The sequence below is a fragment of the Flavihumibacter sp. genome (genome assembly GCF_036676075.1).
GTDB lineage: Bacteria > Bacteroidota > Bacteroidia > Chitinophagales > Chitinophagaceae > Flavihumibacter.
Window position 1 is genome coordinate 290880 of the sequence record NZ_JAKFDQ010000016.1, and the last position, 14652, is coordinate 305531.

Sequence of the window (14652 nt, forward strand, 5' to 3'; positions counted from 1 at the left end):
TCCATTATTCATTTAATGTGCTATCGGAAGGGGGAGATTGTAAATCCTCTATAGTTTTCTTTGGCTTTCGGGAGAACAGTTCACGGATGCGATCGAACTCTTTGCGGAACGATAAGCTTACACCTGAACGCTGAAGCGCGTTCTGTGCTATATAACTCCAGTTGTTGCGATAGAAAAAGGTGATGCGGAATTTCCCGTCGGGGGTCAGTTTGTATTCGGCCTGCACATCCGGAAGGAACTGGAAGGTTGCCGCCTGCTGTGACCCAATACCAAAATCAATGGCACTTCCCACTACAAAGGTCAACCGCTCATTGAGGTAACTTTTTGCAACACTAAGATTGATATTGGTACGGTCGGGAAGCATGATGGAAGAATTGTTCTGCCCGGTGATATTGGTTCCGCTATACAATGAAGCATTCATATTAAACTTCAGACTCTTATCATTGAATACATTCTGAAGCAGCTTGGAGAATTCGTTCGACAATACATTGGAAAGGAAACCGGATATGCTACTAACAACCAGGCTTTCAAATGCCGCACTGGCAAAAGATCCACTGTTGTTCTGCGCACTACCTGCCGCCGTAAGCGGACCAAATGTATTGAAGAGGATAAGGTATGAAACCTGTTTGTTCAATTCATTCTCATCGCGCTGGATAATGGAGATAAGTCCCTGTGCTTCTGTATTGTTTCGGAGTGGACTGTTATCTGGCAATTCGATCTGAAACTTGATCCGGGGCTGGGTGAGTTTATCGGAGATATTGGCAATTACGTTTACCCGTCCCCGGTAGCGCCTCACATCTTCATTAGTTACACTAAATCCACCACTGCTCAGCAGGTCACTGAAACGAACATTATCTGCCTGGTATAGGGCATCGATCTTTAAAGTGGCCTCATAGGGATCACCATTCCAGGAAATATAATTATTCCTTTCCGGTAAGAGAATAAAGGTCTTTTTCCAGGCCTGAAAATTGAAATCATAAAAACCGCTCTCAATTTCATAGCGGCCATTCATGGTTAGGTTTTCATTGGTGCCAACCCGCATTTTAAGATTGCCATTTCCTTTCGCAGAAATGATATCTCCCGTGGTTTCATCAATGATCATATAAACCGTTGCCTTGTTATTGGCAGTAATATCAAGTGATACAGTAAGGTTGGATTCCTTTCCATAGGGGCGGTAGGCTTCCATTTCCTTACCATATTCTTTCCAAACGATAAAATCAGCCTCGGCACTTTCCCTGCTGGCACCGGTGGCAATATAGACCCTGCTGCTGTCTGTAGGTTCACCACTGATATCCATGGTCATATCATACATGGGACCACTGATATTCATATTGGCTTTCCCTATCACTGTACCGTAGAATAATTTATTGTCCACACTGGTTGTGTTCAACAGCAACATATTAGATGACCGCACTTTAAAATCAAAGGCCATGTCCTTGAAATTATTGTGGTATAATTTCCCTTCCGTTAGTTCACCCTTATTGCCAAGCGTATCTTCCAATTGTATCCTGCCAAAGTCTATCATGCCATCCGAAAGTTTCACCGTGGCCAAAGGAATGCGGTAATAAACTTTTGTATAGTCCACCAATATGCCGCCTTCACTGAGTTCAAGATCACCCAGGTACTTCAGGTTACTGCCCCGGCCAACAATGCGGAGATTGCCGGTAGCCTTTCCATCGATCTTGCTGAATACTCCCCCAAGGTATTTCTCAAGAAGGCTGATACTTGTGTGATCCAGTTTTGCATTTATATCAATAGCATCAGAAAGTGAGTCGCGGGTATTGACAAGACCGGTTATATCGAAATTATAATTTTCGTTGGCGGAGAATGTTTTGAAGGTGACCTTTCCAGACTGCTTTGAATAGGTGCTGCTAAGATCTATTGTGCCTATAGAATCATCATCAAGCCTGAACTGTTCTGCAACAGCGGTGGCATCTACCTGTAATTTTCCGAATGGTTCGATCACTTCCACTGTTCCAGTGAGTAAACCCTCTAAGCGGTTACTCTTCACAAAGAATGGGGCAAAATCGCCGATCTGTATTTTTTTAAGATCCACTTTCAAATCATTGCCGGTGCCAATGGAAGAGGGAGCAGAACTTATGAGGATCTCCTGGTCGCCACTATAGATCCTTACTCCATCAGATGTTACCAGGTCTTTACTCAGGATGATCTCACCACCTTCGTCAATGGTCCATTCTTTATTATTGATGTCGAAAAAGGAAGGGTTGAATTTAAGCCGGAAACCATTTTTCAGGGTCTGCACTTCACCAGAGATATCAGCCCTGTTGAGCGTTTGGTTAGCGCTGGTTTTGATGTTTACTTTAGAAAGGTCATTGCTGGTAGTAATGGCAATTTGTGATCCCGGAAAATGAAGGCTGTCATTCACAAAAATATCGCCGATGGTGGTGGCCACCGATAAGGAATCATAATTTCCTCTTCCCTGCAGTTTCACTTCGTAAAAGCCGAGATTATTATAACCAAAATGGGGCAGCTCTGCATCCACATCAAAAATATTTTCCTTGGTGTTCAAGCGTCCATTAATGGTTGCGTAGTTGAATCCCTTTAAACGTTTGTCGAGAAGATCCAGGTAGTCGTCGATTTTACGGGTGGTGATGAAAAAACTGAAATTATTATCAACCTTTTTGGTGGAAGCTGCTATATAACTGGGGAAATAGCGGTTAAGGAAGGTCTGGAAGGCATCCGGAAGGGAGCTTATATTGAATTCGCCTGCCAGTATCCCCTCAAATTCATTGCTTTTTACAGTAATAGTTTTGTTATTGTTTGGAAGCCTAGACGATTCCACATACAAGGAATCAAAGGCGATCCGCTGGCCATTCTTAAATATAGAGGCTTCCGCAATCCTGGCGGTACCGAGGAAATTGTCAATAGTATTACCGGTGAAATTTACATTGAAAATTCCATTGATATCCAGCTCTTCCTTTGAAAAATTGAGACTCTGCAGGTTGGCATTATTAATAAGTGCGTTGAAATCGAACTTCGGTATTTTACCGGAGAGATCAACCAATCCTTTGAGGGTTGCTTCAAGATGTGGATCATTCACTACGAGGTTTCCATTGAATAGCCTTTTGGCGAATTGACCATCAATGGCTATATCCGTGTAGCGGTAACCGTTATATTCAATAAATGGAAGTGTTCCAACCAGGCTGGCATCCAGTGCCGACATGGTAAATCCTTTTCCTTTAATATCTCCGGCAACAGCGAAATTGCCGATCTTATTATTGTCGATGAATTGTCCCAGTTGGAAATCGTCGGTCTTGATGGTTCCTGAATAGGAGGGTGTTCCTTTGACAGGGATCTTCATATTCAGATCGGTGCGAATGGTGCCGAGCGCTGTTTCTATGGTGCCATAGGTAACAAAATCGCGGATAAAGCCGGTAAAGCTGCCTTTGAAGTTGAGATAGGAGAGTCGTTCAATCCGAAGATCCCTTACCTGTTTTAATTCAGGAAAGATCTTTTGGGCATCCGAATAGGTAGTCCTGAAATCATTGGCCGTGAAATCAATATAAGTTTTTTCAATATCCGGAAGACCACTCAATGTGAAATCACCGTTCAGGTAGGTGCTTGACCCTGCGCGTGCAATAACCCTTTTGCCATTAAGGTTGCTGATGGTTCCTTTGATCTTACCGGTAAGGGATATGCGCTTTTCCCATTCCTTAAGCGCCGGGGCAAAATAGGCGATATCATCACTATGGATGACAGCATCCACAAAATTTCCTTCAAGCCTCACTTTATCTATAAAGCTGCTCATATCATTGAAGCTGTCGTAGCGCATGGCAAAGAAATTCCTTAACCTGCTTTTGCTGGTCCTTATATCAAGCTCCCTGAACTCCATTGCCTCAGGATGAAATTTCATCTTTGACTTGAGTTGCTTTACTTCAAATCCGCTTCTTTCTTTTGTGGCGATTAAAACGTTAGCCGAAAATGTATCATTAATGAGTGTGAGGTTCTCGAAGCGGGAGTTAATATTTCCAAATACGAAGTGGGCGCCGTCAAAATAATAGAAGGGTTTCCGGCCATTCTCCACATCATTTCTGAATCCTCCATCATTGATGGTGAGTGCTTTAATGCTAAGACCCCACTTGCCGGGATTCCAACGCAGATTATCAGGGTCATTCACCGGTGCTATACCGGTTTTGGGCCTTCGTTCAACAGGTGGTCTTTTACCATCATAATTATAAATGGAGAAAACCGGTTGCTCGAGGGCAAGCTGGTTGATATGGATCTGTTTGTTTTTAAGATCGAATACCCGGGCCTCGAGATGAAGTGATTTTAAGGCCAGTCCGAGATTCTCACCCCGCCAGCCATCCTGTTGCAGGAGCCGGATATTTTTAAGATCGATTGTGTTGACCGATAGCTCGATGGGTTGTTTTTTCTTTGCTGATGGCGGTGCAGAAAAATAATCTATGAGGAATTGGTAATTCCATACCGAATCCTGCCTTTGCAGATTAATGTAGGTACTTTCCAGTCCTATATATTTCAACTCGATCTTATCCTTAAAGAAAAACCAGTCAGTTATATTCACTTTAACGGCACCAGCGTAAAGAAGGGTATCCTTATTATGGTCTCTCACGAGGGTTCCCTTCAATTCCAGTTTGTCAAAGAATTCGAGATCTATATAGCTCACTTTAACCTCGGTATTCAGGGCTTTTGACAGGCGGCTGGCAGCCTGCTTAACAAGAAAGTTCTGAACAGGCCTGGTTTGCAGGGAGAAATAGATCAACACCACCAATAAAAGCAGCGAAAGCAGGATGTAGCCAATTATGGAGAGTACTCTTTTCAGGATCCGGTAATTATGGGTAAAAATAATTATTCGCTACTTTGCGCCCCTTGTTATTTTTATAAACTAACGAAATTATTATACGAGAAGCATATTCTTCCTTGCTTCTGTCCTGCTTTTTAACAGCCTGTTGGCTCAGGATAAAGATGGGGGGCAAAAAGGCATGTACCGTGGCGTTATCAGGGCCTATCCTAGAGCACTTTTCTCAATCGCACCAGTTCTTCCAGTAATCCTTCCAGCCTGTCGAGCTGAAGCATATTGGCCCCATCGCTTTTTGCGATGGCCGGATTGGGATGGGTTTCAATGAAGAGGCCATCGGCTCCTGAAGCCAGAGCAGCTCTGGCGATGGTGCCGATCATGGCTGGATTTCCTCCTGTAACACCCGAGGTTTGATTGGGTTGCTGGAGGCTATGCGTCACATCCATCACCACCGGCACACCGTGTTCCTTCATCCAGGGTATATTCCGGAAATCCACAACAAGGTCCTGGTAGCCAAAACTATTTCCCCTTTCAGTAAGGATGATCTTGCCATTTCCAGCGTTACGGATCTTTTCAACAGCAAATTTCATGGCCGGACCACTAAGGAATTGTCCCTTTTTCACATTGATCACCTTACCGGTTTCTGCAGCAGCAATGAGAAGATCGGTTTGCCTGCATAAAAAAGCAGGTATCTGCAAGAGGTCGGCATATTGAGCAGCGGGTGCTGCCTCATCATGTGCATGAATATCGGTAATGGTGGGAAGATTGAATCTTTCCCCTGTCTTTTTTAATAAGGATAGTCCGGTAGCATCGCCGAGGCCGGTGAATGAACTGGCACTGGTTCGGTTCGCTTTGCGGTAGGATGATTTAAAGATATAGGGGATGCCTAACCTTCTGCAGACAGTACTTACTTTTTCTGCTACTTCCATAAGCAGCTCTTCGCTTTCTATTACACATGGGCCTGCAATCAGGAAGAAGTTTTTTTCATCATATGTCTGGCCTTTGAAAAGGTCTTTTAGAAATTGTTCCATGCGCAAATATAATAACACTGGCAATGACGTAATCGATTGCATGAAAGTTTCAAATCTCATTGTTCCTTCTTAGGTTTGCAGCCATCAAATGATTGCAAATGACCAAAGAAAAGATTCTGGTGATCGGTGCCTGCGGACAGATCGGCGTTGAACTTACCCTGGCACTTAGAAAGATTTACGGTAATAGTAATGTCATCGCTTCAGATCTCCGCGAGGAAAATGAACTCCTTCGTGGTACCGGTCCCTATGTATCCATTGATGCACTGAATAAGGAAATGCTGCATGTTCAGGTCATACGCCAGAATATCACCCAGGTTTACCTGCTGGCGGCAATACTTTCTGCTACCGGCGAAAAGAATCCCAACCTGGCATGGCACCTCAATATGCAAAGCCTGCTGAATATCCTCGATATTGCCCGGGAAGAGAAACTGCATAAAGTTTACTGGCCATCTTCCATTGCGGTATTCGGACCTACATCACCAAAGCAAAACTGTCCGCAGTATACCATCATCGAACCTACCACGGTTTACGGCATTTCTAAATATGCAGGCGAATTTTGGTGTAATTATTATTTCCAGCGTTTTGGCGTTGACGTGAGAAGTCTGCGGTATCCGGGTCTGATCTCGTACAAATCAGCCCCGGGCGGCGGTACAACGGATTATGCAGTTGAAATATTCCATGAGGCACTGGAAGAAAAAAAGTACGAATGTTTCCTGAAAGAGGATACCTACCTGCCAATGATGTATATGCCGGATGCCATCCGCGCAACCATTGAACTCATGGAGGCGCCAGCCGAGAGCATTTCAGTGAGAACCAGTTATAACCTGGCTGCTATGAGCTTTTCACCGCGCGAAATAACCAATGCGATCCATAAACATATCCCTGATTTTAAGATGAGCTATAAGCCTGATTACCGGCAGAATATAGCCGATAGCTGGCCGCAAAGTATTGATGATTCTATTGCACGTCGCGACTGGGGCTGGAACCACCAATATGACCTCGAAAGGATGACGGCTGATATGCTGGAAAATCTTAAGGAGAATTTATGACCCCTGCCACCTAATTTTGCAGGTTATGAAGCGCATACCTGCCCTGTTGTTTATTCTTTTATTTTATGTAGCTGGTGCCCATGCCCAGCAACTCCGTTCCGGACTTTGGAAAGCTGCCCTCCAGCGGGCAGATGGCAATGATATCGTTTTCAACTTTGACCTCAGCTATGAACAGCAACTTCCGGTGATCCGTATCCGCAATGCGGAAGAAAGGATGGAAGTGCGGCAGGTGAAAGTTGAGAGGGATTCTGTTTTCATTGATATGCCTTTTTTTGAATCCTACTTCAAACTGCAGGTGCAGCCCGACGGCTCTCTCAAGGGAAATTGGATCAAAGCAACCAGCACGGGAAAAGATGTTGTTATGCCATTCATTGCAAAGCATGGTACCGAACCAAGATTTCCTTCGGGGAAGGCTCCGGCAGCCAATATCAGCGGGAGGTGGGATATGGAGATAATACGACCTGCCGGAGGTACAAGACCTGCCATTGCGGAGTTGAAACAGGAGGGATCAAAACTCACCGGAACCATTCTTACCCCCTCAGGCGATTACCGCTTCCTGGAAGGCGTGGTGAAAGGCGACAGTATGTTCCTTTCAACATTTGACGGCAGCCATGCATATGTTTTCTCGGCACATATCGGCAATGATCAAACGATAAATGGGGGTTACTTCTACTCGGGACCTTTACATAAAGAAGCCTTCTCAGCAAAGAAAAACGCCAACGCAAAACTTGACCTGGGAAACGTCAGCATCTTTGTTAAACCAGGGCAGGATAAACTGAATTTCCGTTTTCCCGATATTGATGGCAATCATGTTGGTATAAAAGATGATAAATTCAAAAACAAAGTGGTTGTGATACAGTTAATGGGAAGCTGGTGCCCTAATTGTATGGATGAGACAAATTTTCTGAGTACTTATTACCGTAACAATAAGCAGCGCGGTATTGAAATGGTTGCGCTGGCCTATGAATATAGCACAGACCTTGAAAGATCAAGGAAAAGCCTTCGTAAATTTCAACAGCGATTCAATGTTGATTATCCGATCCTGATCACGCCTGTAACGAGTTCTGATACCTTGCGTACTGAAAAAACATTGCCCCAGCTAACAGCAATCAAGGTTTTTCCAAGTACTATTTTCCTTGGAAAAGACGGGCGTGTGGCGAAGGTACATTCAGGCTTTTATGGTCCCGCAACAGGCGATCGCTATACAGAATATATCAGGGAATTTGAAGAAACGGTCAACAGTTTACTGGCTGAATAAAATCTAAAGCCCAAGTACATCTTTCATACTGTAAATGCCTTTTTTGCCAATAATGAATTCAGCTGCAAGAATAGCGCCGGTAGCAAATCCGGTTCTGTTGTGGGCAGTATGGATGATCTCAATATCATCAATAGGGGAGCTGTACAAAACGCTATGTGTTCCGGGGACGGGGTCAACGCGTTCACTGATGATCTCCAGTTCTTCCGGGTTATTGCTTGCATTATTCACCCATTTTTTTATCCTGGGTATTTGCTGCATTACCTGATCGGCTAATGTTACAGCAGTCCCACTGGGTGCATCCTTTTTTTCGGTATGATGTATTTCCGTCATTGATACTTCATAGGAGGGCTGATTGGTCATAAGCGCTGCAAGGCGTTTATTGACCTCGAAGAAAATATTCACTCCAACCGAGTAGTTACTTGAATATAAAAAAGCGCCTTGTTGCTGAAGGCAATATTCTTCTACAGCTTCTAATTTATCAAGCCATCCTGTTGATCCGCATACAACAGGAATCTTGTATTCAAGAAGTTTCATGATATTATCGAAAGCGCTGTGGGGACTAGTAAATTCTATTGCTACATCGGCTTTAGCAATGTTGTCACTGTTAAGGTCTGCAGCATTGTCCACATCAATTTTCAGCACAATTTCATGCCCTCTCTGCAGAGCAATCTCTTCAATGGCTCTTCCCATTTTGCCGTAGCCTACCAATGCTATTTTCATATTGATCAGAAATTAAAGAAATGCAATTTAGGGAGAAATGGGCAGAAGCCGTGGTCGGGCCTTGTGGATGTCCAGTACAAGGGAAAGTCCGGTTAAGGAACCTGGCGTGTTACCATTCTGGCTCATATTGGTGGGAAGCATGGGTTTGATCTGCATGCTCAGATTGGGACTAACATCAAAATCTTTCAAATGCGCATCTACCGTTGCATCAACAACATTGAGGCCCCAGAAAAGCAGGAAAACAAGAACCGAGTAATCTATATTTCTCCTTGACTCATTCCGGAAATTTCGCAATGAATTGGTGTAATTGCCCCTCACAAAAGGTTTGAGATATTCGGCTACTGACTCATATTTGGAAGTGTCACCTTCAACTGAAACCTGGTATGCATAGCGCACATCCCTGTATACTTTTATATTATCAGCAAACACATACCCGGTAGCACCCAATGCACCATATATAATGGGGATCTTCCAGTATTTTTTATTGTATGCCTGACCCCAGCCGGGTAATATCGCAGAACGAATGATCGCTTTCCTCGGGCTATGCTTTTTTACAGTATCACCTGTAATATTTGCCTTGAGCAGTACGGCCGAATCAATGATGAGGGTTTGGGTACTGTCCTGGGCATAGGAAAGTGATCTGCAAAGCAGTAAGGTAAATAGCAGAATAAATGCCCGGGTTTGTTTCATGACTTTAGTTCACATCAACACCCATTGCTTCAAGGATCTTATTCAATTCCTGGATCGAATAATACTCCAGTGTAATATTGCCATGCCCTTTCTTGTTATGGTTCAATTTTACCCGGGTGCTGAAATGTGATGCTAAATTATCTTCTATTTTTTTATAGGCAGGGGGAAGTGCCAGTTTTGCGGCATTTTTAACAGCGGGAACATCTTCCTTGTAAAGTTTACGCACCAGCTCTTCCGTTTGGCGAACTGATAATCCCTTGTTCTTGATCTCGTTGAAAATATATAGTTGTTTATCTACAAGGTCAACATTGATCAGTGCCCGGGCATGTCCCATACTAACGGTTCCATTGCGTACGGCTACCTGGATATCAGGAGGTAACTTTAAAAGCCTTACATAGTTGGCAACGGTACTTCTTTCTTTTCCCATTCTCTCTGCAACCTGTTCCTGGGTATAGTTGAGCTCATCCATCATCCGCTTGTAGCTGAGGCTTACCTCGATTGCATTGAGATCTTCACGCTGCAGGTTTTCAAGCAATGCCAGCTCAAGAAGTTGCTGGTCATCTGCCTGACGGATATAAGCGGGCATGTCTTTAAGTCCCGCGATCTTTGAAGCCCTGAATCTTCTTTCCCCTGAAATCAGACGATACTTGCCGGATGGAAGTTTGGAAACTGTTATTGGTTGAATGATATCATGGATCCGGATAGAAGCAGCAAGTTCATTCAATGCCTGTTCGTCAAAGTCATGACGAGGTTGTTTAGGGTTTGTTTCGATCTGGCCAATCGGTATGCGCATCATGCCGGTAGCCGCTTCAACCACCTGAGGTTTTAATTGTCCCGCAGTATTTTTTAAATCAGCATCTATATTCTGTAAAAGGGAACGGATTCCTTTTCCTAAGGCATCTTTTTTATTGGGACTATTCATTTCTGTATTACAACTTTAAAATTCTAAATCAGGTTGGCTTAATCTTCTGTGTTGCCTTCTTCTTCCATTTCAATAACCCTGTCTTCCTGTTTGATCTTGGTCATATTGTTCTTCTGCAATATTTCCTTGGCAAGGTTTAGGTAGTTCACAGAACCCTTGCTATATGCATCATAGAGAATCACCGGCTTGCCCACAGATGGCGCTTCACTGATTCTTGTATTCCGGTGAACGATAGTATCAAACACCAATTCATCAAAGTGACGGCGAACTTCACTCACAACCTGGTTGCATAGACGAAGACGACCATCATACATGGTCATTAGTATCCCTTCAATAGCAAGTTCCTGGTTGAGCCTGTTCTGAACGATCTTTATTGTATTGAGTAGTTTTCCCAATCCTTCCAATGCAAAAAATTCAGTTTGCACCGGAACAATAACTGAATTGGCTGCTGTTAATGCATTCACCGTAATTAGTCCAAGGGAAGGAGAACAATCGATCACGATAAAATCATAATCATCCTGGATAGGTTGCAAAATTCCTTTCAGTACATTTTCACGGTTGGGATAGTTGATCATTTCAATTTCAGCACCTACCAGGTCAATATGGGAAGGGACCACATCGAGGTGGGGAATATCCGTTTTCAGGATAACATCTCGGATCGGTGTCCCATTCACCATGCAATCGTAAAGGCTCTGGGTGATATTGTGAAGATCGAAACCCGTTCCAGTGGTACTGTTGGCCTGCGGGTCAGCATCTACCAGTAATGTCCTGTATTCAAGTACTGCAAAGCTTGCTGCCAGGTTAATGGCAGTGGTAGTTTTTCCGACACCACCTTTCTGATTTGCTACACCAATTATTCTTGCCATATTATTCTCCTCGTTCTTTCGTGTTTTCAGGGATTCTTAAATCAGAGGGAAATGGTCTCACCAATTGCTACCAGGTGAAGCCTTTTTCCCGATGCTGCAAATACCTGTTTTGCAGCATTGTGATCTATTTTAATATATCCGAATGTGTCATAATGAACGCCAATAACTTGCTGGCACTGTATCATTTCAGCGCAGGCAAGAGCATCGGCAGCATCCATCGTAAAGTTGTCGCCAATAGGTAACACCGCAAAATTAAGTTTTGCCCATCGTGGAATAAGTTGCATATCAAGGGTTAAAGCAGTGTCACCACTATAATAGAAGTTTCCGGCATCCGTAAATATGATGAATCCCATTGGATTGCCACCATAGCTTCCATCGGGGAGTCCTGAAGAATGCTGCGCCACAACACATTTGACCCTGAAATCATGGAAGTCCCACATGCCACCAGTATTCATTGGATGGGTATTGGCTACTCCGTTCTTATTCAACCATTCATGTATTTCCCAATTAGCTACCACTTTTGCACCTGTTCGTTTTGCGATGGCAACACAGTCTGCAATATGATCAACATGTCCATGAGAAACCAGGATATAATCTGCTTCAATAGCTTCTACATCAATACCCGACGCCAGTTCGTTATAGGTAACGAATGGATCAAACAATAGTTTTTTTCCATTTATACGCACAGAAAAGCAGGAATGTCCGTAGTAAGTGAATTGCATAATTACCTTGATTTTAATGTAGGGATGGCAAAAATAACGTTTCAGGGCATAAAATCCGGAACAAACCGGGTTGGATGGTGTTATTGAAAGGCAGATTTTTGCACCCTGAATAAAATTTCATGTACACCATCATATCCGGAACTAACCGACCAGGAAGTAATACCATCAAAATTGCCAATCAATACAAAGAATTACTGGCCGCAAAAGGTATAGAAGCTGAAATGGTCTCTTTAGAAAATTTAGATGTCAGTACCCGCAATGAAGGCATCAGGGCATTGGAGAACAGGCTTCTGGCTGATACAGAGAAATTTATTTTTATATCACCTGAATACAACGGCAGTATCCCCGGGGTATTAAAGAGCCTTATAGACAGTACCGATATCAACCGGGTGTGGGCAGGGAAGAAAGCACTGTTGACGGGCGTTTCAACGGGTAGGGCAGGAAATCTTCGCGGAATGGAACACCTCACTGGCATCCTTCATTATGTCAAAATGATGGTGCACCACAACAAACTCCCGATCTCTGTTGTGAATGTTTTGCTTAACCTTGATGGTAGTATAAAAGACGAACCAACGCTTGCAGCCATAGACCAGCAGCTTAACGAATTCATAGCATTTTAAAAGAATAACATGCGTAATTCCGGATTTTTATGGGTCATAATGGCCATATTGATTGTTTTGGATATATATGTATTCCAGGCACTGAAGGTTGTAAGTCAATCTGCCGGTTCACGTGTGCGGTTACTTATATATTCGGTTTATTGACTGGTATCATTACTATCAGTTCTTGCCCTGGTATTTATGCCCAACATCCAGGCCGCTGCAATTTCCAAATCATTAAAGAGTTATCTCTTTGCCGTTGTGGTTGGATTATTCTTTGCTAAACTGATAGCTGTGTTATTTTTTGTGGCTGATGACCTGAGAAGGGGGATGATGTGGATAGTAGGGAAACTTTATAGCAACCCTTCCGTTCCTGTATCTCAGAGTGCAGATGGAATAACCCGATCTGCATTTCTTAGCTGGATGGGCCTGGCCGCTGGATCTACGCTGTTTGGCACACTGGTTTATGGCTTTTCCAATAAATACAATTACAATCTTAAAAAGCTGAAGCTGTCTTTTGATAATTTACCTGCTGCATTCCGCGGACTAAAGATCATCCATATCAGTGATATACATGCGGGTAGTTTCAATGATCACCTCGCGGTAAAAAAGGGGATACAAACCATTCTATCACAGAAGGCCGATCTGATTCTTTTTACCGGCGACCTCGTGAATGACCGTGCTGTGGAAATGGATGAAGTGAAACACTTGTTTGCTGATCTCAATGCGCCATTGGGTGTGTATTCAATTTTGGGAAATCATGATTATGGGGATTACTACAGATGGCCTTCCAATGAAGTAAAAAAGGATAACCTCGAGACGCTTAAGCAGGTTCATAGTGAAATGGGCTGGCGGCTTTTAATGAATGAGCATATTAGTATTGAAAGAGAAGGGGAGAAAATTGCAATTCTTGGAATAGAGAACTGGAGCGCAAAAGGAAACTTTCCCAAGTATGGTAAATTATCGGAGGCCTATAAAGGCACGGAAGAATTCCCTTTCAAAATATTGATGAGTCATGATCCAAGTCATTGGGATGGAGAAGTTCGTGAATCATATAAAGACATTGACCTGATGCTTAGCGGCCATACACATGGAATGCAGTTTGGTGTGGAGTTACCCGGCTTCAAATGGAGTCCGGTACAATATATGTACCGCCAATGGGCCGGCTTATACGAAACGGGCAATCAAAAACTTTATGTGAACCGTGGATTTGGTTTTATAGGATATCCGGGGCGTGTAGGCATATTGCCTGAAATAACGCTGATCGAGCTCGTCTGACCTGCTAAAAATCTAAAGGTTTAATCCTCAACTGTTTGTTTTTTATTTAACAGGCGATACTTTCTCTTGGCATTCAAGTTGAATTATGTTTGGGTATAAATACCCGTTATGAAATTCAAACTATTATTCCTAGCAACCGCCCTGCTGGCGGTATCAGGCCTCCAGGCACAAGGTTTTCATCTTGGTGTAAAAGGCGGTGCAAACATTACTAAAGTAGATGGCAAGGCAATGTCTGACGAGTTCAACTATGGTTATCACCTTGGTGGATTCGCTGAAATCGGACTTGGCAAGAAATGGTATATCCAACCCGAAGTATTGTGGAACCAGTACAGCACCAAAACAGCAGATGATTTTGAAGATATCTTTAATGGCATCGCATTGCCGGGATCGAATGATGAATCTATTAAACTGAATTACCTCAGTATCCCTATCACACTTAATTACCGTTTAACCGACTGGCTTTCTCTTCAGGCCGGGCCACAATTCGGGATACTGATGAATGAAGACAGGGCACTGTTGGAAGAAGGTAAGGAGGCATTTAAAAATGGAGATGTATCCATCCTTGGGGGAGCACAGATCAACATTGGTGCCTTCAGGATTTCAGGCCGGGCCTTTACGAGTCTGAGTGATGTGAACTCGGGAGATATTAACCAGGCCTGGAAGAATAAGGGATACCAGATTGGTGTTGGAATTAAAATATTATAATAGACTTCGGGTCGTCTTCTGTCTTATGTTTGCAA

The 14652-nt window shown here is 43.4% G+C and carries 12 protein-coding genes; 5 read left to right on the forward strand and 7 right to left on the reverse strand.

Annotated elements, in window-relative coordinates; translation table 11 throughout:
• Positions 1-4 precede the first annotated feature (4 nt).
• Together V6M43_RS16105 and kdsA are read right to left on the reverse strand one after the other, a co-directional pair.
• Positions 5-4741: a translocation/assembly module TamB domain-containing protein gene (locus V6M43_RS16105; protein WP_332737024.1), complete on the reverse strand. Its 4737-nt coding sequence runs from the start codon at positions 4739-4741 to the stop codon at positions 5-7.
• 248 nt (positions 4742-4989) lie between these two features.
• On the reverse strand, positions 4990-5808 hold the full coding sequence (gene kdsA / locus V6M43_RS16110; RefSeq protein WP_332737026.1) for a 3-deoxy-8-phosphooctulonate synthase: 819 nt from the start codon (positions 5806-5808) through the stop codon (positions 4990-4992).
• 98 nt (positions 5809-5906) lie between these two features.
• On the opposite strand from kdsA, the gene V6M43_RS16115 reads away from it, so the two are divergent.
• On the forward strand, positions 5907-6857 hold the full coding sequence (locus V6M43_RS16115) for an NAD-dependent epimerase/dehydratase family protein (RefSeq protein WP_039128343.1): 951 nt from the start codon (positions 5907-5909) through the stop codon (positions 6855-6857).
• A 25-nt stretch (positions 6858-6882) separates the two neighbouring features.
• A complete protein-coding gene (locus V6M43_RS16120) occupies positions 6883-8115 on the forward strand; it encodes a peroxiredoxin family protein (RefSeq protein ID WP_332737028.1) in 1233 nt (410 codons plus the stop codon).
• Positions 8116-8118: 3 nt separating this feature from the next.
• Here V6M43_RS16120 and dapB read toward each other — a convergent pair whose 3' ends face one another.
• Genes dapB through V6M43_RS16145 form a run of 5 tightly spaced genes read right to left on the reverse strand, consistent with a single transcriptional unit; the run spans position 8119 to position 12035 of the window.
• The gene (gene dapB, locus V6M43_RS16125; RefSeq protein WP_332737030.1) at positions 8119-8835 is read right to left on the reverse strand and encodes a 4-hydroxy-tetrahydrodipicolinate reductase; all 717 of its coding nucleotides are present in this window, start codon (positions 8833-8835) and stop codon (positions 8119-8121) included.
• A gap of 27 nt (positions 8836-8862) precedes the next feature.
• On the reverse strand, positions 8863-9525 hold the full coding sequence (locus tag V6M43_RS16130; RefSeq protein WP_332737032.1) for a DUF5683 domain-containing protein: 663 nt from the start codon (positions 9523-9525) through the stop codon (positions 8863-8865).
• Between the two features lie 4 nt (positions 9526-9529).
• Complete coding sequence (locus V6M43_RS16135) at positions 9530-10447, reverse strand: ParB/RepB/Spo0J family partition protein (RefSeq protein WP_039128352.1); 918 nt, start codon at positions 10445-10447, stop codon at positions 9530-9532.
• A 38-nt stretch (positions 10448-10485) separates the two neighbouring features.
• Positions 10486-11313 carry a ParA family protein gene (locus V6M43_RS16140; protein WP_332737034.1) on the reverse strand — a complete coding sequence of 276 codons (828 nt, stop codon included), beginning with the start codon at positions 11311-11313 and terminating at the stop codon, positions 10486-10488.
• A gap of 41 nt (positions 11314-11354) precedes the next feature.
• Positions 11355-12035, reverse strand: a complete 681-nt coding sequence (locus V6M43_RS16145; protein WP_332737036.1) for a metal-dependent hydrolase — start codon at positions 12033-12035, stop codon at positions 11355-11357.
• Between the two features lie 119 nt (positions 12036-12154).
• On the opposite strand from V6M43_RS16145, the gene V6M43_RS16150 reads away from it, so the two are divergent.
• From V6M43_RS16150 to V6M43_RS16160, 3 genes are all read left to right on the forward strand, one after another.
• Positions 12155-12655, forward strand: a complete 501-nt coding sequence (locus tag V6M43_RS16150) for an NADPH-dependent FMN reductase (RefSeq protein WP_039128360.1) — start codon at positions 12155-12157, stop codon at positions 12653-12655.
• A gap of 180 nt (positions 12656-12835) precedes the next feature.
• Positions 12836-13912: a metallophosphoesterase gene (locus V6M43_RS16155; protein WP_332737039.1), complete on the forward strand. Its 1077-nt coding sequence runs from the start codon at positions 12836-12838 to the stop codon at positions 13910-13912.
• A gap of 108 nt (positions 13913-14020) precedes the next feature.
• Positions 14021-14617, forward strand: a complete 597-nt coding sequence (locus tag V6M43_RS16160; protein ID WP_332737041.1) for a porin family protein — start codon at positions 14021-14023, stop codon at positions 14615-14617.
• The last annotated feature ends 35 nt before the right edge of the window (positions 14618-14652 follow it).

Bases quoted from the DNA above. Each gene is read 5' to 3' on its own strand.
- kdsA (WP_332737026.1), bottom strand. From the start codon at position 5,808: ATGGAACAATTTCTAAAAGACCTTTTCAAAGGCCAGACATATGATGAA.
- V6M43_RS16115 (WP_039128343.1), top strand. From the start codon at position 5,907: ATGACCAAAGAAAAGATTCTGGTGATCGGTGCCTGCGGACAGATCGGC.
- V6M43_RS16120 (WP_332737028.1), top strand. From the start codon at position 6,883: ATGAAGCGCATACCTGCCCTGTTGTTTATTCTTTTATTTTATGTAGCT.
- dapB (WP_332737030.1), bottom strand. From the start codon at position 8,835: ATGAAAATAGCATTGGTAGGCTACGGCAAAATGGGAAGAGCCATTGAA.
- V6M43_RS16130 (WP_332737032.1), bottom strand. From the start codon at position 9,525: ATGAAACAAACCCGGGCATTTATTCTGCTATTTACCTTACTGCTTTGC.
- V6M43_RS16135 (WP_039128352.1), bottom strand. From the start codon at position 10,447: ATGAATAGTCCCAATAAAAAAGATGCCTTAGGAAAAGGAATCCGTTCC.
- V6M43_RS16140 (WP_332737034.1), bottom strand. From the start codon at position 11,313: ATGGCAAGAATAATTGGTGTAGCAAATCAGAAAGGTGGTGTCGGAAAA.
- V6M43_RS16145 (WP_332737036.1), bottom strand. From the start codon at position 12,035: ATGCAATTCACTTACTACGGACATTCCTGCTTTTCTGTGCGTATAAAT.
- V6M43_RS16150 (WP_039128360.1), top strand. From the start codon at position 12,155: ATGTACACCATCATATCCGGAACTAACCGACCAGGAAGTAATACCATC.
- V6M43_RS16155 (WP_332737039.1), top strand. From the start codon at position 12,836: ATGCCCAACATCCAGGCCGCTGCAATTTCCAAATCATTAAAGAGTTAT.
- V6M43_RS16160 (WP_332737041.1), top strand. From the start codon at position 14,021: ATGAAATTCAAACTATTATTCCTAGCAACCGCCCTGCTGGCGGTATCA.